Origin of the sequence: Microbacterium sp. SORGH_AS_0505 (genome assembly GCF_030818715.1) — a bacterium.
GTDB lineage: Bacteria > Actinomycetota > Actinomycetes > Actinomycetales > Microbacteriaceae > Microbacterium.
Genome location: NZ_JAUTAT010000001.1, coordinates 473,561 through 495,999, shown reverse-complemented (window position 1 = coordinate 495,999; position 22,439 = coordinate 473,561). Strand labels below are relative to the sequence as shown.

Here is a 22,439-nt window from a genome sequence, read left to right as displayed (position 1 = left end):
GGCTACCCCAATCTCTCTTTACGGCCCAGCAGACCCTGTGGTCGCACGAGCAGGATGAGGATGAGTACGACGAGAGCGCCCGCGTACTTCAGGTCTGAGGGGATCCACAGCGTCGAGGTCTCGACGACGATGCCGACGATGAGGGATCCGAGGAGGGCGCCGAACGCGGTGCCGAGTCCGCCGAGCGTGATCGCCGCGAAGATCAGCAGCAGCATCTGCGTGCCCATGTCCCATTTGACGCCCGGGCGGAAGTAGGCCCAGAGCACACCCGAGAGGGCGGCGAGGACGCCGGCGAGGATCCAGACGATCCGCACGACGCGGTCGACATTGATGCCGGATGCGGCGGCGAGCTGCGGGTTGTCGGAGATCGCTCGCGTCGCCTTGCCGATGCGCGTTCCGAGGAGGAAGTACGCGACCGCGAGGATGACGAGGATGCTGACGCCCATGCTGATCAGGTCGATGTACGACACCGAGATCGGCCCGAGCTGGATCGGCGCCGGGCTGGCACCGGGCAGCTGGTACGTCGACCCGCCGATGGCGAACTGGTACGTGTACCGCAGGGCCAGTGAGAAGCCGATGCTGACGATCATCAGCTGGACCACCCCGAGCCCTCTTCGGCGGAGCGGGCGCCAGATGGCGGCATCCGAGGCGAGCCCCAGCGCCGCACCTCCCAGGAGCGCCGCGATGATGCCGAGCCAGAGCGGCAGCTGCCACATCGTGCTGAAGATCATCGCGATGAGCGCGCCCCAGGTGACGAGCTCACCGTGGGCGAAGTTCGAGAGCCCCGTCGTCCCGTAGATGAGCGCGGCGCCCATGGCTGCGAGGGCGAGGAGCAGGCCGAAGTTCAGGCCGTTGAAGAGGCGCGACGCGAGTTGATCGACGAACGACACCGTCTGCCGCTGGCCCTCCCCGAGGAAGAGGTTGACGATCTTCGAGCCGGTGAGCCCGAACTCGACCTCCTGCGACGCGGAGTCGCCCTCGACGATGACGCCCTCGGGGAGGGTCGACTCGTCGACGGTGAGGGTGTAGGTCGCCTTCTCGGGGACGTACAGCCGCCAACGGCCGTCGGTGGTCGTGATGGTGGATGCCTCGAATCCGTCGCCTTCGACGGAGAGGCCCACATCGGGAACGGGCTTGTCATCGAAGGTGATGACTCCCGCGAAGTAGAACGAAGTCTTCTCCTGGTCGTCTCCCGGGTTGTCGGGAGCCGCTGCGAAGGCCGCTGAGGGCATCGCGCAGAGGAGCACGATCGCCGCGAAGAGTAACGCGGCGAGGGCGGACACCCGATGTGTCATCCGCCCCGGGCGACGGACAGTGCGCGTCGTCGGGGTGATCGCCACTGGCACCTCCTGAGTTGAGTGGTCGAACGCGCCGAGGGGTACCAGTGTTCGGTGGCTTCGGCGACACCTGAACGTATTCGTTGATTGTTGCCTGCGTGTTTCGGTGGCGCAACTCGGACGCGCGGGCGAGGAATACAGGGCGCCCCCCGACGCTTAGAATCGTCGAGACCGAGAAGGAGCGCGCATGAGCGACCACAACGACCCGTTCGGATTCGTGGGACTGACGTACGACGACGTCCTGCTGCTGCCCGGCCACACGGACGTCATCCCGTCCGAGGCCGACACCTCATCCCGGGTCACGAGGCGCATCACCGTCGCGACTCCCCTTCTGTCCGCAGCGATGGACACCGTGACCGAGGCCCGCCTCGCCATCGCGATCGCACGCGAGGGCGGCATCGGCATCATCCACCGCAACCTCTCGATCGCCGATCAGGCGAAGATGGTCGACCAGGTCAAGCGCAGCGAGTCCGGGATGATCACGGACCCGATCACGACGACCCCGGACGCCACCATCGAAGAGGTCGACACCCTCTGCGGCCAGTACCGCATCTCGGGACTTCCCGTCATCGACGACGACGGAAAGCTCGTCGGCATCGTCACGAACCGAGACATGCGCTTCGTCTCCGGCTTCGAGCGTCAGACCACGAAGGTCCGCGACGTCATGACCGTGGACGGCCTCGTGACCGGTCGGGTCGGCATCGGCGCCAACGAGGTGATCGCGCTCTTCGCGCACCACCGGGTCGAGAAGCTGCCCCTCATCGACGACGACGGCAAGCTCGCGGGTCTCATCACCATCAAGGACTTCGACAAGAGCGAGAAGTATCCCCTCGCGACCAAGGACGACCAGGGTCGACTGCGCGTGGGAGCGGCGATCGGCTTCTTCGGGGACGCGTGGGAACGCGCGGAGGCGTTGCGGGATGCCGGTGTCGACGTCATCGTGGTCGACACGGCCAACGGCCAGTCCGCCGGTGTCATCGACATGGTGAAGCGGGTCAAGGCAGACGAGTCGTTCGCGCACATCGACGTGATCGGCGGCAACGTCGCCACTCGTGAAGGCGCGCAGGCTCTCATCGACGCCGGAGTGGATGCCGTCAAGGTCGGCGTCGGTCCGGGTTCCATCTGCACCACCCGAGTCGTCGCGGGCGTCGGCGTCCCCCAGGTCACCGCGATCTACGAGGCATCCCTCGCCGCGCGTGACGCGGGCGTCCCGATCATCGCGGACGGGGGACTCCAGTACTCCGGCGACATCGCGAAGGCCCTCGTCGCCGGTGCCGACACCGTGATGCTCGGCTCTCTCCTCGCGGGGACCGACGAGTCGCCGGGTGAAGTGGTCTTCCAGGGCGGCAAGCAGTTCAAGCTCTACCGGGGGATGGGATCGCTCGGGGCGCTCCAGACCCGCGGCAAGAAGACGTCGTACTCGAAGGACCGATATTTCCAGGCGGACGTCCCGAGCGACGACAAGCTGATCCCCGAAGGCATCGAGGGGCAGGTCGCGTACCGCGGACCCGTGTCCGCCGTCGCCTACCAGTTGGTCGGTGGGCTGCGGCAGTCGATGTTCTACGTCGGCGCTCGCACGGTGGAGGAGCTGAAGGCCCGGGGCAAGTTCGTCCGGATCACCTCGGCGGGCCTCAAGGAGTCCCACCCCCACGACGTCCAGATCGTCGTCGAAGCGCCGAATTACAAGCGCTGACAGGGATCCGGGGGCTCGACACGCCCGGGATGCGAGGCAGATTTGCCGAGTCCCCGATCCCCGCGTAACTTATTACTTGTTCGCCCCACAGGGAAGAGCGAGAGGCTGAAAAGCCCGCCGCCCCCTCAAGCTGGCGGACCACCCCCTCCAAGAAGAAACAGTTGCTCAGCGATTGGGTCTGACCTCAGGTCTAGGACGGGTCATCGGGACGTGCTCTCCGCCGTCATCCGAGCTCCATGATCTCTCGAGATCACCGGCGTGTCGGGTTTGACGGTTTCAGAGCGTCGTCCTAAGGTAGAGAAGTTGCCTCACTACGAAGCCCTGCGGGGTGGTGTGGGAGCATCCGATCCTTGAGAACTCAACAGCGTGCACTTGTCAAATGCCAAATAACCTCGATCTCAGCTTTGGCTGAGGTGAGATTCCTTTGGATCAAAGTCCGGCACTTCGGTGTCGGCAACGGATAGTCAGCAATGATTTATCTCTTTGGTCAGTTCAAACTCGCTGCTTCGGCCTATTCCGGTCGTTGTCAGTATTTTTCTTTTACGGAGAGTTTGATCCTGGCTCAGGATGAACGCTGGCGGCGTGCTTAACACATGCAAGTCGAACGGTGAAGCAGAGCTTGCTCTGTGGATCAGTGGCGAACGGGTGAGTAACACGTGAGCAACCTGCCCCTGACTCTGGGATAAGCGCTGGAAACGGCGTCTAATACTGGATATGAGCTGCGATCGCATGGTCAGCAGTTGGAAAGATTTTTCGGTCTGGGATGGGCTCACGGCCTATCAGCTTGTTGGTGAGGTAATGGCTCACCAAGGCGTCGACGGGTAGCCGGCCTGAGAGGGTGACCGGCCACACTGGGACTGAGACACGGCCCAGACTCCTACGGGAGGCAGCAGTGGGGAATATTGCACAATGGGCGAAAGCCTGATGCAGCAACGCCGCGTGAGGGATGACGGCCTTCGGGTTGTAAACCTCTTTTAGCAGGGAAGAAGCGAAAGTGACGGTACCTGCAGAAAAAGCGCCGGCTAACTACGTGCCAGCAGCCGCGGTAATACGTAGGGCGCAAGCGTTATCCGGAATTATTGGGCGTAAAGAGCTCGTAGGCGGTTTGTCGCGTCTGCTGTGAAATCCCGAGGCTCAACCTCGGGTCTGCAGTGGGTACGGGCAGACTAGAGTGCGGTAGGGGAGATTGGAATTCCTGGTGTAGCGGTGGAATGCGCAGATATCAGGAGGAACACCGATGGCGAAGGCAGATCTCTGGGCCGTTACTGACGCTGAGGAGCGAAAGGGTGGGGAGCAAACAGGCTTAGATACCCTGGTAGTCCACCCCGTAAACGTTGGGAACTAGTTGTGGGGTCCATTCCACGGATTCCGTGACGCAGCTAACGCATTAAGTTCCCCGCCTGGGGAGTACGGCCGCAAGGCTAAAACTCAAAGGAATTGACGGGGACCCGCACAAGCGGCGGAGCATGCGGATTAATTCGATGCAACGCGAAGAACCTTACCAAGGCTTGACATATACGAGAACGGGCCAGAAATGGTCAACTCTTTGGACACTCGTAAACAGGTGGTGCATGGTTGTCGTCAGCTCGTGTCGTGAGATGTTGGGTTAAGTCCCGCAACGAGCGCAACCCTCGTTCTATGTTGCCAGCACGTAATGGTGGGAACTCATGGGATACTGCCGGGGTCAACTCGGAGGAAGGTGGGGATGACGTCAAATCATCATGCCCCTTATGTCTTGGGCTTCACGCATGCTACAATGGCCGGTACAAAGGGCTGCAATACCGCGAGGTGGAGCGAATCCCAAAAAGCCGGTCCCAGTTCGGATTGAGGTCTGCAACTCGACCTCATGAAGTCGGAGTCGCTAGTAATCGCAGATCAGCAACGCTGCGGTGAATACGTTCCCGGGTCTTGTACACACCGCCCGTCAAGTCATGAAAGTCGGTAACACCTGAAGCCGGTGGCCCAACCCTTGTGGAGGGAGCCGTCGAAGGTGGGATCGGTAATTAGGACTAAGTCGTAACAAGGTAGCCGTACCGGAAGGTGCGGCTGGATCACCTCCTTTCTAAGGAGCACTGCACTCTTCGGAGTGACAGAGCCGGTTTCGAGACGAATGTTCTCGACCGGAGCTCATGGGTGGAACATTTGACGAGGCATCAGAGCTTGAGGGTTCTTCCTAGTACTTCACTTCGGTGGATGGAACGGGAGGGTCGGAGGGGTCTGGTGCATGCACGCTGTTGGGTCCTGAGGGACCGGATGGAAGTCCGAACCTCTGGGCCTTTTCTTGTGCCGGCGATTGCTGGTGCGGGGAAGGTACCGCCCGTACTTTGAGAACTACACAGTGGACGCGAGCATCTTGCGAGCTGATCTTTTGATCGGTTCGTGAAAGATGATCTTAAAGATCATTAGTCAATTTCGATTGACGATTCAACTCATGTGATTTCAAGTCTTTAAGAGCAAACGGTGGATGCCTTGGCATCTGGAGCCGAAGAAGGACGTAGCAATCTGCGATAAGCCTCGGGGAACTGATAAGCAAGTTTTGATCCGAGGATGTCCGAATGGGGAAACCCCGCTGGGCGGCGTGCCGACCTAGTGACTCCCGCCTGAATATATAGGGCGGGTAGAGGGAACGTGGGGAAGTGAAACATCTCAGTACCCACAGGAAGAGAAAGCAACCGCGATTCCGTTAGTAGTGGCGAGCGAAACCGGAACAGGCTAAACCGAGTACGTGTGATATCCGGCAGGAGTTGCGTATTCGGGGTTGTGGGACTTTTCAGATAGTTCTGCCGAACTGTCGGCGTTACAAGAAGGTATAGACGAACCGCATTGAAAGGCGGGTCATAGAGGGTGCCAACCCCGTAGTCGAAATGCTTCTCTTGACGCGAAGAGTATCCCAAGTAGCACGGGGCCCGAGAAATCCCGTGTGAATCTGTCAGGACCACCTGATAAGCCTAAATACTCCCAGATGACCGATAGCGGACAAGTACCGTGAGGGAAAGGTGAAAAGTACCCCGGGAGGGGAGTGAAATAGTACCTGAAACCGTTTGCTTACAAACCGTTGGAGCCTCCTTAGTAGGGGTGACAGCGTGCCTTTTGAAGAATGAGCCTGCGAGTTAGCGATATGTGGCGAGGTTAACCCGTGTGGGGTAGCCGTAGCGAAAGCGAGTCTGAATAGGGCGATTCAGTCGCATGTCCTAGACCCGAAGCGAAGTGATCTATCCATGGCCAGGTTGAAGCGACGGTAAGACGTCGTGGAGGACCGAACCCACTTAGGTTGAAAACTGAGGGGATGAGCTGTGGATAGGGGTGAAAGGCCAATCAAACTTCGTGATAGCTGGTTCTCTCCGAAATGCATTTAGGTGCAGCGTTGCGTGTTTCTTGCCGGAGGTAGAGCTACTGGATGGCCGATGGGCCCTACAAGGTTACTGACGTCAGCCAAACTCCGAATGCCGGTAAGTGAGAGCGCAGCAGTGAGACTGTGGGGGATAAGCTTCATAGTCGAGAGGGAAACAACCCAGACCACCAACTAAGGTCCCAAAGCGCGTGCTAAGTGGGAAAGGATGTGGAGTTGCTGTGACAACCAGGAGGTTGGCTTAGAAGCAGCCACCCTTGAAAGAGTGCGTAATAGCTCACTGGTCAAGTGATTCCGCGCCGACAATGTAACGGGGCTCAAGCACGCCACCGAAGTTGTGGCATTGACATTATTGGTAGGCCTTCGTGGTCCAGCCGTGTTGATGGGTAGGAGAGCGTCGTGTGGCCAGCGAAGCGGCGGTGTGAACCAGCCGTGGAGGCTACACGAGTGAGAATGCAGGCATGAGTAGCGAAAGACGTGTGAGAAACACGTCCTCCGAAAGACCAAGGGTTCCAGGGTCAAGCTAATCTTCCCTGGGTAAGTCGGGACCTAAGGCGAGGCCGACAGGCGTAGTCGATGGACAACGGGTTGATATTCCCGTACCGGCGAAGAACCGCCCAAGCTAATCCAGTGGTGCTAAGAGTCCTAACCCGGCTGAGTGGATCCCTTCGGGGTGAAGCCGGCCGGTCTAACGCTCGACCCCGTTCTGGTGCGGCTAGCGTATTAACAGGTGTGACGCAGGAAGGTAGCCCAACCCGGGCGATGGTTGTCCCGGGGCAAGTGCGTAGGCCGAGAGATAGGCAAATCCGTCTCTCACATAGGCTGAGACACGATGCGGATAAAAAGTGGGTGATCCTATGCTGCCAAGAAAAGCATCGACGCGAGGTTCTAGCTGCCCGTACCCCAAACCGACTCAGGTGGTCAGGTAGAGAATACCAAGGAGATCGAGAGAATCGTGGTTAAGGAACTCGGCAAAATGCCCCCGTAACTTCGGGAGAAGGGGGGCCTTCCGCTTATTAGGATTTACTCCGAAAGGGCGTGGAGGCCGCAGAGACTAGTGGGTAGCGACTGTTTACTAAAAACACAGGTCCGTGCCAAGTCGCAAGACGATGTATACGGACTGACGCCTGCCCGGTGCTGGAAGGTTAAGAGGACCGGTTAGCCGCAAGGCGAAGCTGAGAATTTAAGCCCCAGTAAACGGCGGTGGTAACTATAACCATCCTAAGGTAGCGAAATTCCTTGTCGGGTAAGTTCCGACCTGCACGAATGGCGTAACGACTTCCCAACTGTCTCAACCGCGAACTCGGCGAAATTGCATTACGAGTAAAGATGCTCGTTACGCGCAGCAGGACGGAAAGACCCCGTGACCTTTACTACAGCTTGGTATTGGTGTTCGGTGTGGCTTGTGTAGGATAGGTGGGAGACTTTGAAGCGGTGACGCCAGTTACCGTGGAGTCATTGTTGAAATACCACTCTGGTCACTCTGGATATCTAACTTCGAACCGTAATCCGGTTCAGGGACAGTGCCTGGTGGGTAGTTTAACTGGGGCGGTTGCCTCCCAAAAAGTAACGGAGGCGCCCAAAGGTTCCCTCAACCTGGTTGGCAATCAGGTGGCGAGTGTAAGTGCACAAGGGAGCTTGACTGTGAGACTGACAGGTCGAGCAGGGACGAAAGTCGGGACTAGTGATCCGGCAGTGGCTTGTGGAAGCGCTGTCGCTCAACGGATAAAAGGTACCTCGGGGATAACAGGCTGATCTTGCCCAAGAGTCCATATCGACGGCATGGTTTGGCACCTCGATGTCGGCTCGTCGCATCCTGGGGCTGGAGTAGGTCCCAAGGGTTGGGCTGTTCGCCCATTAAAGCGGTACGCGAGCTGGGTTTAGAACGTCGTGAGACAGTTCGGTCCCTATCCGCTGCGCGCGTAGGAAATTTGAGAGGATCTGACCCTAGTACGAGAGGACCGGGTTGGACGAACCTCTGGTGTGCCAGTTGTTCTGCCAAGAGCACCGCTGGTTAGCTACGTTCGGGATGGATAACCGCTGAAAGCATCTAAGCGGGAAGCCGGCCTCAAGATGAGATTTCCATACCTTCGGGTGAGAGGCTCCCAGCCAGACTACTGGGTTGATAGGCCGGATGTGGAAGCGTGGTAACACGTGAAGCTGACCGGTACTAATAAGCCGATGACTTGATAACACACCGTTTAGGTGCTTGCGTCCACTGAGTGGTTCTCGATGTACGGTCGAGAACCGCATAACGAATAATCGTTGTGCAGACTGAAACATCAATAGTGTTTCGGCGGCCATAGCGTGAGGGAAACGCCCGGTTACATTCCGAACCCGGAAGCTAAGCCTCACAGCGCCGATGGTACTGCAGGGGGGACCCTGTGGGAGAGTAGGACACCGCCGGACTTCTTTCGATCGAAAGCCCCGACCAATGCTGGTCGGGGCTTTCGTGGTTAACGCGCACTTCTGTTATCCCGTGAAGGGTCCTTTCCGATAAGCTGGTCGGCTCCGCTCTCGGAGCGGAAGGACCATCTCGTGTCGCACATCGACGTTCAGAACGTCTCGCTGTCTCTGCCCGACGGGCGCCCCCTTCTCGACGACGTCACCTTTCGTGTGCCGTCGGGGAAGACGACCGCTGTCATCGGCCAGAACGGTGCCGGCAAGACGACTCTGATGAGAATCGTCCGCGGTGAGGTGTCTCCGCACGCGGGTGTCGTCACGATCGACGGGGCGCTCGGCGTGATGGACCAGTTCATCGGACACGGAGCCGATGGCAGCACGGTTCACGACCTTCTGATCACCGTTGCGCCGTCTCGCGTCGCACAGGCGGCGCGAGAGCTCGAGGAGGCCGAGAACGCCGTCATCGAGGAGGACTCCCTCGACTCGCAGATGCGGTATGCCGGGGCCATCGCCGACTACGCGGATGCCGGTGGCTACGAGTACGAGACCGTGTGGGACACCTGCACGGTCGCGGCCCTCGGCATCCCGTTCGACCGCGCACGCTATCGCGACCTTTCGACTCTCTCGGGGGGAGAGCAGAAGCGCTTGGCGCTGGAGGCGCTGCTTCGCGGGACGGACCAGGTCCTGCTGCTCGACGAGCCCGACAACTATCTCGACGTGCCGGGCAAGCGGTGGCTGGAGGAGCGCCTGCGCGAGACGGCGAAGACCGTCCTTCTCATTTCGCACGATCGCGAACTTCTCGCCCGCGCGGCGGACCGGATCGTGACGCTCGAAGCCGGCCCGGCGGGGAGCACCGCCTGGGTCCACGGGGGTGGGTTCGGCACCTACTACCGCGCACGCGAAGAACGGATGTCGCGGCTCGACGAATTGCGACGGAGATGGGATGAACAGCACGTCGCCCTCAAGAGGTTCGTTGCAGACATGAAGGTGAAAGCGGCCGCGAGCGATGAGTTCGCCTCCCGCTACCGGGCCGCTCAGACGCGCCTACGCCGTTTCGAGGATGCCGGGCCGCCCGAAGCCCGACCTATCGAGCAGCGCCTCGATCTCCGGTTGCGGGGTGCTCGGACGGGCAAGAGGGCGGTCGTCGCCGAGGCCCTCGAGCTGAGCGGGCTCATGCGCCCCTTCGATCTGGAGGTCTGGTTCGGCGATCGAGTCGCCGTCCTCGGATCGAACGGCTCGGGCAAGTCGCACTTCCTCCGGTTGCTCGCCGGGGGCGGCACCGACCCCGACGCGCTGCTCGGCCATGTGACCGAAGCCGGAGCGGCGCTCGAACGCGTCGAGCACTCCGGACGAGTCAGTCTCGGCGCGCGCGTCGTTCCGGGATGGTTCGCTCAGACGCACCAGCATCCCGAATTCTCGGGGCGTACTCTGCTCGACATCCTCCACCGCGGCGACAGCGACCGGAGCGGGATGCCGCGCGACGCCGCCAGCTCGGTACTCGACCGCTATGGCCTCGTCGCTCAGGCCGAGCAGGTGTTCGACCGGCTGTCGGGTGGGCAGCAGGCCCGCTTCCAGATCCTGCTGCTGGAGCTGTCCGGAGCGACCCTGCTGCTGTTGGACGAGCCGACGGACAACCTCGACCTGGTGTCGGCGGAGGCTCTGGAAGGGGCGCTCGCGTCCTTCGAGGGGACGGTCCTCGCCGTGACGCACGACCGCTGGTTCGCGCGATCGTTCGACCGCTTCGTGGTCTTCGGCGCGGACGGCGAGGTGTACGAGTCGGACGCGCCGGTCTGGGACGAGCGACGCGTGAGCCGGGCCCGCTGACGGCGGGGCGGGGGAGAGGGCCTCGACGGTAGGCTGGCAGGGTGACCATGGAAATCGAGCTCGGCCGCGCCAAGCGTGCGCGCCGCGCGTATGCCTTCGACGACATCGCCGTGGTGCCTTCGCGCCGCACACGCAACCCCGAGGACGTCTCGACCTCCTGGTCGATCGACGCGTACAGCTTCGGCATCCCCGTGCTCGGTGCTCCGATGGACTCCGTCATGAGTCCCCGGACGGCCATCATGCTCGGCCAGCTGGGCGGTCTCGGCGTCCTGGACCTCGAAGGTCTGTGGACCCGGTACGACGACCCCGAGCCCCTGCTCGCCGAGATCGCGGCGCTTCCCGCCGACGGTGCGACGCGACGGATGCAGGAGCTCTACTCGGCACCCATCAAGCCCGAGCTCGTCCGTGACCGGCTCGCGGAGATCCGTGCGGCGGGGGTCACCGTCGCCGGCGCCCTGACTCCGCAGCGGACGCAAGAGCTCTACGAGACCGTGGTCGCGGCGGGTGTCGACCTCTTCGTGATCCGCGGCACGACCGTGTCCGCCGAGCATGTCTCGAGCGTCGACGAGCCCCTCAACCTCAAGAAGTTCATCTACGACCTCGACGTCCCCGTGATCGTCGGAGGCGCCGCGACCTACACCGCGGCTCTGCATCTCATGCGCACCGGCGCAGCCGGCGTCCTGGTCGGATTCGGCGGAGGTGCGGCATCCACCACCCGTGCGACGCTCGGCCTGCACGCGCCGATGGCGACGGCGGTGGCAGACGTCGCCGGCGCACGCCGCGATTACCTCGACGAGTCCGGCGGGCGTTACGTGCACGTCATCGCCGACGGGGGAGTGGGCACCTCGGGCGACATCGTGAAGGCCCTCGCCATGGGCGCGGATGCCGTCATGCTCGGTGTGGCCCTCGCCCGCGCCACCGATGCTCCGGGACGCGGCTTCCACTGGGGACCCGAAGCGCATCACGCGAAGCTCCCGCGGGGTCGTCGCGTCGAGGTCGGCCAGGTCTCCTCGCTCGAGGAGGTCCTGTACGGGCCGGCTCCGGTCGCCGACGGGACGGCCAACCTGATCGGTGCACTTCGCAAGTCCATGGCGACCACCGGGTACTCGGACCTCAAGGAGTTCCAGCGCGTCGAGGTCGTCGTCGCGCCGTACGCGTCGTCCCACTGATGACCGCCACCCCGTCCGTCGACGATCTTCCCGAGGTCTTCCCGCCCACGCTGCGGGAAGTCATGGTCCGCCCGTTCTGGATCGGGATGCTGGGGCTCGCCCTGCTCGTCGCCGGGATCTTCGCGTGGCTCGGGCAGTGGCAGCTGGGGAACGCGATCGACACCGACCCGCCACCGGCGGGCATGACGGAGCAGGTACGTCCCCTCGGCGAAGTAGTGAGACCCGGCGCATCGCTGCCCGAGCCGCTCGTCGGCCAGCGGGTCCAGGTCAGCGGCTCGTTCGTGGCGGGCGACTTCCGCGTCGTCACATCCCGCTTCGACGACGGAGAACCGGGCTACTGGGTGGCCGGCCAGCTCCGCGTCGATCCTTCGACGACGGGGACAGACGGGCCGACCTCCCTCGCGGTCGCCGTCGGGTTCACGCCGGACCGAGCCGCAGCAGACGAGGCCGTGTCGACGCTCAACGCGGCACCGCCCCGGAACGTCGACCTCAGCGGGCGACTCATCTCGGACGAGGGCGCGAAGGAGCCGCCCCGCGGCGGCGATCCGTTCGAGATCAGCGCCATGTCACCGGCCGCGCTCCTGTCCCAGTGGAGCGACACCGTCGAGCTGGACGTCTACCGCCCGTACCTCGTCTCGACCGACGCGTTCGGGGGGCTGCGCGGCATCCACTCGCCCGCGCCCACCGAGCTGTCCTCGGTCAACTGGCTCAACATCTTCTACGCCGTCGAGTGGGCGGTCTTTGCGGGCTTCGCGTTCTACATGTGGTACCGGCTGGCCCGCGATGCGTGGGAGAAGGAAGTCGAGGCCCTGATCGGCGAGGACGACCCTGAGGGCGACGAGGAGCCCTCGGCGCGCCCGTAGACTGGAAGCCATGCCCGTTCAGCCCAAACTCGCCTCTTTTCCGGCGATCCGCGGCGCCCTGAAGTTCTACCAGATCGCATCGATCATCACCGGCGTGGGCTTGCTCCTGCTGGTCGCCGAGATGATCCTTAAGTACACGCCGATCCACGTCGAGCTGTTCGCCGGCGGTTCCGGAGGGCTGCTGTGGTTCGCCACCGCGATCCCGAGCCCCGACTGCCAGTGGTTCTCCCTGTTCGTCCCCGGCAGCAGCACATGCGACATCGCCTCGACGGGCGACGGGGTGAACATATCCCTCGCGATTCTGATCGTGCACGGCTGGTTCTACGTCGTGTACCTCTTCGCGTGCTTCCGCGTCTGGAGTCTGATGCGATGGGGCTTCCCCCGCTTCATCGTCCTTGCGCTCGGCGGCATCGTGCCCCTCCTGTCCTTCTTCATGGAAGCGAAGGTCGCCCGCGAGGTCAGGGAGTACCTGACCGCGAGGGAAGCCGCCGCATCCGCCCCCATCGAAACCCCCACGGAGACCCGGTGACAGAGCAGACCGAAACCTCCCAGCGCCCCGTCCTGGTCGTCGACTTCGGCGCCCAGTACGCGCAGCTGATCGCCCGCCGCGTCCGCGAGGCAGGCGTCTATAGCGAGCTGGTCCCGCACACCGCGACCGCCGCGGAGATCGCCGAGAAGAACCCGGTCGGGATCATTCTCTCGGGCGGCCCGTCGTCGGTGTACGAAGAGGGCGCTCCGAAGCTCGATGCGGGCGTCTTCGAGCTCGGCGTCCCCACCCTCGGCATCTGCTACGGCTTCCAGGTGATGGCGAAGACCCTCGGCGGCGAGGTCGCGAACACCGGCCTCCGTGAGTACGGCGCGACGGATGCCACGATCGTCACCGACAACGTCCTGCTCGAGGGTCAGCCCGTCGACCAGAACGTCTGGATGAGCCACGGCGACCAGGTCAGTGCTGCTCCCGCCGGCTTCGAGGTGCTGGCGCGCACCGCCGCCACCCCGGTCGCCGCGTTCGCCGACGACGTCCGCAAGCTCTACGGCGTCCAGTGGCATCCCGAGGTCAAGCACTCCGACCACGGTCAGCGCGTGATCGAGAACTTCCTGCACAACGCGGCAGGCCTCCCCGCCGACTGGAACAGCGACAACGTGATCGCCGAGCAGGTCGAGAAGATCCGCGCGCAGGTCGGTTCGGGCCGCGTCATCTCAGCTCTCTCGGGTGGCGTCGACTCGGCGGTCTCTACGGCGCTCGTCCACAAGGCGGTCGGCGATCAGCTGACGGCCGTCTTCATCGACCACGGGCTCCTCCGCAAGGGAGAGCGCGAGCAGGTCGAGAACGACTACGTCGCCTCGACCGGCGTCCGCCTCATCACCGTCGACGCCCGCGAGACGTTCCTGGACGCCCTCGCGGGTGTCAGCGACCCGGAGCAGAAGCGGAAGATCATCGGTCGCGAGTTCATCCGCGCGTTCGAGAAGGTCCAGTCCGACCTCATCGCCGAAGCCGCGGCGGACGGCGATCCCATCGGGTTCCTCGTGCAGGGCACGCTGTACCCCGACGTCGTCGAGTCCGGCGGCGGCAGCGGGACGGCCAACATCAAGAGCCACCACAATGTCGGCGGTCTGCCTGAGGACCTGCAGTTCGAGCTCGTCGAGCCGCTGCGTACCCTCTTCAAGGACGAGGTCCGCGCCATCGGCCGCGAACTGGGCCTTCCCGAAGCCATCGTCGGTCGACAGCCGTTTCCGGGGCCCGGCCTCGGAATCCGCATCGTGGGCGAGGTCACCGCTGACCGTCTCGAGATCCTGCGTGACGCCGACGCCATCGCCCGTGCGGAGCTGACCAAGGCCGGCCTCGACGGTGAGATCTGGCAGTGCCCCGTCGTGCTGCTCGCGGACGTGCGTTCGGTCGGCGTTCAGGGCGACGGACGCACCTACGGCCACCCGATCGTCCTGCGTCCCGTCTCGAGCGAAGACGCGATGACGGCGGACTGGACCCGTCTGCCGTACGACGTGCTCTCCAAGATCAGCAACCGCATCACCAACGAGGTGCGCGAGGTCAACCGGGTCGTTCTCGACGTCACGTCGAAGCCCCCGGGGACCATCGAGTGGGAGTGAGTCGCGGGGGACACCCCCGTGACCATGCACTCCGCCTCCTCTTGACAGAGGACACACCGCGCCGCCAGAGTGAGCGCGGGACCCAGCCCCTTTCTGCACCACCGTCTGAGGAGGGGGTGAGTCGTTGATCGAGCGTTCGCGAACGCAGCCGTACGCGCAGTTCGTGCTGGCCGCGGCCAGCCTCATCGTCGTGCTCATCCTGGGCACCATCGACAGCGAGCGCGTCACTCCGCTGCTGCTCGCCGGGTTCGGCGTCATCGTGCTCAGCACGGCGGCCATGACCGCGATCTGGCTCGTGCAGCCGACTCGGCGCACCGTGTGGCTCGCCGCCGTGCCCCTGATCCAGATCGTCGCGTGCGTTCCGCTTCGGGATGCCGCCGTCGAGGCGCTCCCTTCCTCGTCGATGCTCATCATCTTCCCCCTGGGCTGGCTCGCCTTCGCTTTCCCGCCCGCAGCCGTGACGGCCGGAGTCCTGCTTACTGCGCTCGGCCCGCTCGTGCAGATCCTCGGGAGCGGTGGCTTCCGCGGCATCGGCGACGTCATGGCCGTCGCGGCGCTGCCGATCCTCTCCGCGCTCGTCGCCGTGACCGTCGCCCTCATCTCGCGGGACCTCGCCCGCATGCGAGCCCGGATGCAGAGCGTGTCGGACGACCTCGATCAGGCGCTCCGCTTGTCGGATCGCGACACCGCGATGTTGCGCGCGACGCTCGATGCCACCGACAACGCCGTCGCCGTCTTCGACCGTGACGGGCGCCCCATCCTCCTCAACGCCGTAGCGGCGGAGATCAGCGGTCGATCGGGGATCGACGAGGTCGACCGAGACGGCTTCGCCTCCCTCATCTGGCGAGCGGACCCGTCCATGTCGTCCGAGGCGACCGCCGCCGACTTCGTCGAGCGCGTGCGTTCGGGCGATTTCGCGGCGCCCCGCACCGTCGAATTCGGCGGAGATCCCCGCCGCGTGATGCAGGTCATCGTGCGACCGGTCGTCGCCGGGGGGGACGAAGTCGGGATCGTCATCGTCGGACAGGACGTCACAGATCTCGTGAGTGCCGTCGAGGTCCGTGATCGCTTCCTGAGCACCGTCGGGCACGAGTTCCGCACTCCGCTGACCGTGATCCTCGGCCACACCGACATCGCCCTCATGCACGGTTCCGCCGAGGCCGAGCGGTGGGAGGCCGTCGAGCGTTCCGCCGAGCGACTGCTTCGTCTCGTCGAACGCCTGATCGCCGCCGGACAGACCACACGCGATGTCGAAGCCCGCTCGGGAGCATCGCATGTCGGACCGGTCGTGAAGCACGCCGTGACAGAGGTCGCCGGCCGCGCCAAAGAGCGGGGAATCGGCATCCGGATCGGAACGATGCCCGAGCGCGCCGCTCGCATCGCCGTGCGCGACCTCGCATCGATCCTGGAGGAGCTCCTGCGCAATGCGGTCGAGTTCACGCCCGTCGGCGGCCCCGATGTCGTCGTGTCGGCGCAGGAGGACGGCCGCGACATCGTGGTCACGATCGCCGATCAGGGCATCGGCCTGACCGAACAAGAACGCGTTCTCGCATTCGAGCGCTTCTACCGGGCGCCGTACGCCCACGACGCAGCGATCCCCGGCACGGGCATCGGTCTCTCGAACGCCGCATCCCTCGCCGACGCGTACGGCGCGAGCGTCACTCTCGAGCCGAACGGCGCCCGCGGCACCGTTGCGGTCCTGCGCCTCCCGTCCTGAGTCCGGGCCGGCGCGGGGTGCGCGGGTCGGGCGCGGTCGGGCCCAGGCGCGGATGCGCGGGTCGGTCCCGGTCGGGCCGCCGCACGGTCGCCGAGACTGCACGCTCGCGCCGAGACCGCGGTGCGGGGCTGCTGTCTCGCGCGCCGCGTGCTGTCTCGCGCGACGCGGGGAGTCTCGCGCGACGCGGGGCCGGCGCCTCGCGGCGCGCGGGAGGCGCGCGCCGGCAGGCGGGCAGCGCCGGGCGGGCGAGCCCACTGGGCGCCGAGACTGCACGCGCGCGCCGAGACCGCGGCGCGGGGCCGCGGTCTTGAGCTCCACGTGCAGTCTCGCGGAGAGGGAGGTGCGCGCCGGAACGACGAAGGCCGCCCGGTCTCCCGGACGGCCTTCGTGTGAGCGGAACCTAGATCAGTCGTTGCCGCGCAGGATCGCGATCATGCGCAGGATCTCGACGTAGAGCCAGACGACCGTGACCATGATGCCGAAGGCGCCGACCCAGCCGAACTCGCGGGGAGCACCGTTGCGGGCACCCTGCTGCACGAGGTCGAAGTCCTGCACGAGGGAGTACGCCGCCATCAGGACCACGACGATTCCGATGACGAGTCCCAGGGGGATGCCGAAGATCTCGGCGCTGTAGAGGCCGAAGCGACCGTCGATGACGCCGGTCCACATGAGCACCAGGTTCACGAGGCCGAAAACCAGGTATCCGCCCAGGGCGATCATGAAGATCTTGTTCGCCCGCTTGCTGACCCGCACCTTTCCGTTGGCGAACAGCGCCAGTGTGACACCGACGACCGAGAGGGTCGCGATGGTCGCCTGGATGACGATGCCGCTCCACTGCACCTCGAAGAAGGCCGAGATACCGCCGACGAAGAGGCCTTCGGCTGCGGCGTAGGCCCAGATGAGGGCCGGGCGGACCTTCTTGCGCGACGTGAAGGTGATCACGAGGGCGAGGACGAACCCGACGAGGGCGCCGATGATCCACGGCATGATCGTGAGCCCGACGGGACGCGTCGCGTCGAGGGTGCCGCCGAGGGTCCAGAACCAGCCCACGAGGGCGGTGACGAGAAGGATGCCGAAGAGGCCGGCCGTCTTGAGGACGGTGTCCTCGACCGTCATACGGCCCGTGTCAGCGGACGACGCCGTCGGAGCCGCGTACATCCCCTCGAGCTGGGCGTTGGACGCCACGTCGGCGGCCTGGTGCGAGGCTGCCGCGTAGTTCGTCTGGGCTGCCGGGGGAGTCAGGCCGGGGCGCTGCTCCTGGAAGACCGGATTGTTGAAGGCAAAATTGCCGGACGCTGCCATTGTGTGTCTCACTCCAAAAGTCGACTCACAGCGCTGTGCTGTCGATCCAGCGTATCGGACGGGGAAAGCGCGGGTGGGGGCGGCCGCTGTGAGAGGACTATGAGGGTGCTACGCCGCCGCGCGCATCGGGTTTCCCCCGCCGACCGGTGGTTAGCCTGGGCGCATGTCGCGTCGTCGCCCGCTCGTCATCGGTCATCGTGGAGCCCCGGGGTACCGCCCCGAGCACTCCCTCGCCTCGTACGAGCTCGCCCTGGACCTCGGCGTCGATGCGGTGGAGCCCGACATCGTGTTCTCGCAGGACGGTGTCGCCGTCATCCGACACGAGAACGAGATCGGCTCCACGACCGATGTCGCCGATCGTCCCGAGTTCGCGTCGCGACGCGTCACGAAGGAGGTCGACGGTGCGAGCCACACCGGGTGGTTCGTCGAGGACTTCACCTGGGACGAGCTCGCCACGCTCCGGTGTCGGGAGAGGCTGCCGCTCCTCCGCCCTCGCAGCGCCGCATTCGACGGCCGGCATCCGATCATGCGCCTCCGGGAATTGCTCGACCTCGTCGCCGCAGCGGGGGAGCGGGAGGGGCGGGCCATCGGCATCGTCCTCGAGGTCAAGCACGCCACCTATTTCGCGTCGCAGGGATACGACGTCGCCGGGCTGCTCGCGGCCGAACTGCAGGAGGCAGCCTGGAACTCGGGGGCGCGACGACTCGTCATCGAGTCGTTCGAGCAGCGGATCCTGCAGCGGATGCGGGACCGCGGCATCCGGGCACGCTACGTCTACCTGCTCGAAGCCGAAGGCCGCGCCGTTGATCTCGTTGCGGCGCAGGGCCCCGACGCACCGACGTACGCGGATCAGTTGACGGCCGGCGGGCTGGACCGTGTCGCCCACGAGGTCGACGGGATCAGCCTCGACAAGCGGGTCATCCTCGAGGACCCGGGCGTCGTGGGGGATGCCCACCGGCGCGGGCTCGAGGTCTACACGTGGACCTGCAGACCCGAGAACGCGTTCCTCGCCCCCGAGTTCCAGCGAGGAACGGATGCCGCATCGTTCGGCGATTGGGAGGGCGAATGGCGGCGCATCGCGGACGCCGGTGTCGACGGGGTCTTCGTCGATCACCCCGACCTGGGGGTCGCGTTCTTCGGACACTCAGACACCGACCGGTAGAATGGATGCCGGTGCGTCAGCACCCCGTGTAACTACCTGATCCGTGGAGAGTCAAGGCGGCACGACGCCTCGTCTGCACGGAGGTCACACATGCCCCTCACCGACTCGACGCCGGTGCGCCCGGCCGAACGCGACAGTCCGATCCGCACGCTCGCTGCGAGCATCGGCATCGGCTACTTCGCCATCGCGCTGATCGCGCGACTGCCCTACGCCATGATCGTCGTCGGCGTCCTGACCATGGTCGTCGACGCCCGCGGGTCGCTCGCGGTCGGCGGACTCACCTCCGCCATGGTCGGGCTCGGCACGATCGCGACCGGTCCGCTCATCGGCGCCGCCGCCGATCGTTGGGGGCAGCGTCCCGTCCTGCTACTCGCCTCGCTGGTGCAGAGCATCGTGCTCGTCGCGCTCGTCGCCGTCGCGTACGGCGAGACACCGGACGGGCTCCTCCTGCTCGTGTCGGCGCTCGCGGGAGCCACCGCCCCGCAGGTGTCGCCGATGTCGCGTGCGCGTCTGGTCGGCGCCATCGGTCGTATGCGCGTCGACGCATCCGCGCGCGGACGGCTGCAGGAGTCGACGATGGGGTACGAGTCCGGTGTGGACGAGATCGTCTTCGTCTTCGGCCCCGTCCTCGTCGGCGTCATCGCGATCGCCGCCACCCCCGCCGCTCCGGTCCTCGCCGCGGCGGCCCTCACCATGGTCTTCGTCACCACGTTCGCGCTCCACCCGACAGCGCGCACCGCAGGTCACGCCATGGACGCCGGCGAACGCGAACCGGCGCGTCGGATCGCGCGCCCCGGCATCCTTCTCGCCGCCGGCGGCACCTTCGCGACCGGCCTCTTCTTCGGTGCCATGCTGACCTCGCTCACCGCTTTCGCCACGGAGGGCGGCTTCCCGGAGCAGACCGCCATCCTCTACGGGATCATGGGAATCGGGTCTGCGATCCTCGCCATGAGCGTCGGTCTTCTGCCGAGGCGGTTCGCCCTGCCGTGGCGGTGGATCGCATTCACGGTCGTTCTGCTCGTGGGCGCGGTACTCGCCGCCGGTGCAACCGGGGCGATCTCGATGGGGTGGGCGCTTGCCCTCGCCGGGTGCGGAATCGGTCCGACCCTCGCAACGCTGTACGCCCTCGCGGCCGCACGCTCGCCGCGAGGCCGCGAGGCGACCGTCATGGCGGTCCTCGGCTCGTCCGTCGTCGTCGGCCAGGCGCTCGCGAGCATGGTCGTGGGGTCGCTGGCCGAATCCGCCGGGGCGGCGACCGCCCTGTGGGCGCCCGTTGTCTCGGCCGCGCTGCTGCTGGTGTTCGGGCTGGCCAACCTCCGAGGCCACCGCGCCGTTCATCGACGGGACACAGCAACCCCCTAGGGTGAGCCCTATGACTACTGCCGGCATCGTCGCCGAGGGGGTGCGACGGTCCTTCGGGGACGTCCACGCCGTCCGCGGCGTCACCTTCCAGGCGCCCGAAGGCGCTGTCACGGGGCTCGTGGGACCCAACGGCGCGGGGAAGACGACGCTGCTGCTCATGTTGGCCTCGCTCCTCGCCCCCGACGCCGGCACCATCCGCATCGGAGGGGTCGACCCCGTCACCGAGCCGGCTGCGGCTCGCGCGAAGCTGGGCTGGATGCCCGACAGTCTGGGCGCGTGGCCGTCCCTGTCCGCTCGTGAGACGATCGCCGTCACCGGCCGTCTCACCGGACTGGGCAAGGATGCGGCGGCGGCCCGCGCGGCGGAGCTGCTCGCGACAGTGGGGCTCGAGACGCTGGGCGACGCGCCGGCGCGCGTTCTCTCGCGCGGGCAGAAGCAGCGGCTCGGGCTCGCGCGCGCGCTCGTCCACGACCCCCGCGTGCTCCTGCTCGACGAGCCGGCGTCCGGGCTGGACCCGCAGGCACGGATCGACCTCCGCCTGCTGCTGCGGTCGCTCGCCGCGGAGGGGCGTACGGTGCTCGTCTCCAGCCACATCCTCTCCGAACTCGAGGAAGTGGTCGACGACGCGGTCTTCATGGTGCAGGGCGAGACGGTCAGCTCGGAGCGGGTCGCTGAAGCCGCGGGGCGCGCCCGTACGTGGCGTGTCCGCCTCGCGGATCGGGATGCCGTCGCCGCTGCTCTCCCCGTCGCACAGGCGCTCGGGCTCGATGTCGCGACGATCCCCGTCGACCGCCGCGACGTCCTCCTGCGCTTCGAGGGGGAGGCCGCCGCTGCCGCAGGGCTCGCGGCCCTGGTGGCCGCAGGCCTGCCTGTGGCGGAGTTCTCGGCGGCCAGCGGCATCCTCGAACACACCTTCCTCGACCTCGAAGGGGGTGCGCGATGAACGCCTCGCGCCTGTGGACCATCGCCCGGCTCGACCTGACTCAGCGCATCCGCACCGTCGCCTGGTACGTGATGCTCGGCGTCTTCGCCCTCATTCTCGTCGGGACGACCGCCCTCTCGTTCCTCTCCTTCTCGGGCCAGGAGGACTCCGGCCCCGGGGTCTACTCCGTCGTGGTGCTGATCACTCTGCTCCTCGTCGTCCTCGTGTCGCCGACCCTCAGCGGGAACTCGATCAACGGTGACCGGGATGCCGCGACCCTCGCCGCGCTGCAGGTGACCCAGGCGACGACGACCGAGATCGTCCTCGGCAAGTTCCTCGCCGCCTGGCTGACCGGGCTCGCCTTCGCCGCCGTCGCGGTGCCCTTCCTCGTGATCGCGACTCTGGGGGGCGGAGTCGAGCCGCCGACGGTTCTCGCGTCGACGGCGATCCTCGTCCTCGAGACGGGCGTCGTCGCCGCCCTCGGGACCGCGATCAGCGGTGTGCTCTCCCGGCCGCTCTTCTCCGTGGCCGCAACCTATCTGGTCGTCGCGGCGCTGACGCTCGGCTCTCCGATCGCCTTCGGCCTGATCGGTTCGAGCATCACCTCGGAGCGTGTCGACCGGTATCAGGCGGCCGAGTACGACGTCGACGGGGCTCCGATCTGCAAGGACGGTGTGACCCGCTGCGCCTCGACGCCGGAGGACTGGGTCTGCAGCGAGTGGGAGACCACGGTCTCGCCCATCATGCGGTTCGACTACGTCTGGTGGATCCTCGCCGCGAACCCGTTCGTGATCCTCGCGGACGCCACACCGGGCGGATTCGACGATCAGGGCTATCCGGAGGATCTCTTCAGCGGGGTGAAGTCCACCGTCCGTCAGGCGCAGATCGCTCCGGAACTCGTCTCGTCGTACAGCGAATGCCAGGAGCCCGAAGCGGACGGACCGACCCCCGAGGACATCGTCGCCTCGACCGTGCCGAGCTGGTTCGTCGGCCTCGGCGGTCAGATCGTCCTCGCGGCGCTCCTGCTCTGGTGGGCGATCATGCGCACGCGCACGCCGGCCCGTCGGCTACCGCCGGGGACTCGCATCGCCTGAGCTGCGCCGGGTGAGGATCCTCTCATCTGCACAGATTCCTCTTGGGAGATCGAGAGGGGGTGCATAGCCTCCTATCAGCCTCGGCTGCGGCATCCGTCTCGGACGGTCTGCGCACCCCGCCGAGCGCTCTTCCCAG

Annotated in this window: 13 protein-coding genes and 3 rRNA genes; 14 read left to right on the top strand and 2 right to left on the bottom strand. The window is 65.5% G+C overall.

Features of this window, described 5'->3' with window-relative positions:
• Positions 1–2: 2 nt before the first annotated feature.
• Positions 3–1,295, bottom strand: a complete 1,293-nt coding sequence (locus QE428_RS02445; RefSeq protein ID WP_373457711.1) for a branched-chain amino acid ABC transporter permease — start codon at positions 1,293–1,295, stop codon at positions 3–5.
• A 229-nt stretch (positions 1,296–1,524) separates the two neighbouring features.
• Between QE428_RS02445 and guaB the strand changes: the two genes are divergently transcribed.
• The 10 genes from guaB (at position 1,525) to QE428_RS02395 (ending at position 16,461) form a co-directional block, all read left to right on the top strand.
• Complete coding sequence (gene guaB, locus QE428_RS02440; RefSeq protein WP_307462650.1) at positions 1,525–3,030, top strand: IMP dehydrogenase; 1,506 nt, start codon at positions 1,525–1,527, stop codon at positions 3,028–3,030.
• A 539-nt stretch (positions 3,031–3,569) separates the two neighbouring features.
• Positions 3,570–5,092: ribosomal RNA gene (locus QE428_RS02435) — 16S ribosomal RNA — on the top strand.
• Positions 5,093–5,467: 375 nt separating this feature from the next.
• A 23S ribosomal RNA gene (locus tag QE428_RS02430) occupies positions 5,468–8,573 on the top strand.
• A 98-nt stretch (positions 8,574–8,671) separates the two neighbouring features.
• Positions 8,672–8,788, top strand: a 5S ribosomal RNA gene (rrf, locus tag QE428_RS02425).
• Together the 16S, 23S and 5S rRNA genes form the textbook arrangement of a ribosomal RNA operon.
• 129 nt (positions 8,789–8,917) lie before the next feature.
• Positions 8,918–10,606 (top strand): ABC-F family ATP-binding cassette domain-containing protein, encoded by a 1,689-nt coding sequence (locus tag QE428_RS02420; RefSeq protein WP_307462648.1) that lies wholly within the window; start codon positions 8,918–8,920, stop codon positions 10,604–10,606.
• A 47-nt stretch (positions 10,607–10,653) separates the two neighbouring features.
• On the top strand, positions 10,654–11,775 hold the full coding sequence (locus tag QE428_RS02415) for a GuaB3 family IMP dehydrogenase-related protein (RefSeq protein ID WP_065569716.1): 1,122 nt from the start codon (positions 10,654–10,656) through the stop codon (positions 11,773–11,775).
• Entirely contained in the window at positions 11,775–12,638 is an 864-nt protein-coding gene (locus QE428_RS02410) for an SURF1 family protein (RefSeq protein WP_307462646.1), read from the top strand. The genes QE428_RS02415 and QE428_RS02410 overlap by 1 nt, the downstream gene beginning before the upstream one ends.
• Before the next feature lie 10 nt (positions 12,639–12,648).
• Positions 12,649–13,167 carry a DUF3817 domain-containing protein gene (locus QE428_RS02405; protein WP_091356496.1) on the top strand — a complete coding sequence of 173 codons (519 nt, stop codon included), beginning with the start codon at positions 12,649–12,651 and terminating at the stop codon, positions 13,165–13,167.
• Positions 13,164–14,744, top strand: a complete 1,581-nt coding sequence (gene guaA / locus QE428_RS02400; RefSeq protein ID WP_091356492.1) for a glutamine-hydrolyzing GMP synthase — start codon at positions 13,164–13,166, stop codon at positions 14,742–14,744. Before QE428_RS02405 ends, guaA begins: the two co-directional genes overlap by 4 nt.
• Positions 14,745–14,868: 124 nt before the next feature.
• A complete protein-coding gene (locus tag QE428_RS02395; RefSeq protein ID WP_307462642.1) occupies positions 14,869–16,461 on the top strand; it encodes a PAS domain-containing sensor histidine kinase in 1,593 nt (530 codons plus the stop codon).
• 405 nt (positions 16,462–16,866) lie between these two features.
• On the opposite strand, the gene QE428_RS02390 is transcribed toward QE428_RS02395, so the two are convergent.
• Entirely contained in the window at positions 16,867–17,763 is an 897-nt protein-coding gene (locus QE428_RS02390) for a Bax inhibitor-1/YccA family protein (protein WP_307470596.1), read from the bottom strand.
• Between the two features lie 163 nt (positions 17,764–17,926).
• On the opposite strand from QE428_RS02390, the gene QE428_RS02385 reads away from it, so the two are divergent.
• The 4 genes from QE428_RS02385 (at position 17,927) to QE428_RS02370 (ending at position 22,303) form a co-directional block, all read left to right on the top strand.
• Positions 17,927–18,925, top strand: a complete 999-nt coding sequence (locus QE428_RS02385; RefSeq protein WP_307462639.1) for a glycerophosphodiester phosphodiesterase family protein — start codon at positions 17,927–17,929, stop codon at positions 18,923–18,925.
• Between the two features lie 90 nt (positions 18,926–19,015).
• Positions 19,016–20,287 (top strand): MFS transporter, encoded by a 1,272-nt coding sequence (locus QE428_RS02380; RefSeq protein ID WP_307462637.1) that lies wholly within the window; start codon positions 19,016–19,018, stop codon positions 20,285–20,287.
• A 10-nt stretch (positions 20,288–20,297) separates the two neighbouring features.
• Positions 20,298–21,230, top strand: a complete 933-nt coding sequence (locus tag QE428_RS02375; RefSeq protein ID WP_091356474.1) for an ABC transporter ATP-binding protein — start codon at positions 20,298–20,300, stop codon at positions 21,228–21,230.
• Entirely contained in the window at positions 21,227–22,303 is a 1,077-nt protein-coding gene (locus QE428_RS02370; protein WP_307462634.1) for an ABC transporter permease, read from the top strand. The genes QE428_RS02375 and QE428_RS02370 overlap by 4 nt, the downstream gene beginning before the upstream one ends.
• Positions 22,304–22,439 lie beyond the last annotated feature (136 nt).

Bases quoted from the DNA above. Each gene is read 5' to 3' on its own strand.
- QE428_RS02405 (WP_091356496.1), top strand. From the start codon at position 12,649: ATGCCCGTTCAGCCCAAACTCGCCTCTTTTCCGGCGATCCGCGGCGCC.
- QE428_RS02410 (WP_307462646.1), top strand. From the start codon at position 11,775: ATGACCGCCACCCCGTCCGTCGACGATCTTCCCGAGGTCTTCCCGCCC.
- QE428_RS02380 (WP_307462637.1), top strand. From the start codon at position 19,016: ATGCCCCTCACCGACTCGACGCCGGTGCGCCCGGCCGAACGCGACAGT.
- QE428_RS02415 (WP_065569716.1), top strand. From the start codon at position 10,654: ATGGAAATCGAGCTCGGCCGCGCCAAGCGTGCGCGCCGCGCGTATGCC.
- QE428_RS02445 (WP_373457711.1), bottom strand. From the start codon at position 1,295: ATGACACATCGGGTGTCCGCCCTCGCCGCGTTACTCTTCGCGGCGATC.
- QE428_RS02390 (WP_307470596.1), bottom strand. From the start codon at position 17,763: ATGGCAGCGTCCGGCAATTTTGCCTTCAACAATCCGGTCTTCCAGGAG.
- QE428_RS02370 (WP_307462634.1), top strand. From the start codon at position 21,227: ATGAACGCCTCGCGCCTGTGGACCATCGCCCGGCTCGACCTGACTCAG.
- guaB (WP_307462650.1), top strand. From the start codon at position 1,525: ATGAGCGACCACAACGACCCGTTCGGATTCGTGGGACTGACGTACGAC.
- QE428_RS02375 (WP_091356474.1), top strand. From the start codon at position 20,298: ATGACTACTGCCGGCATCGTCGCCGAGGGGGTGCGACGGTCCTTCGGG.
- QE428_RS02385 (WP_307462639.1), top strand. From the start codon at position 17,927: ATGTCGCGTCGTCGCCCGCTCGTCATCGGTCATCGTGGAGCCCCGGGG.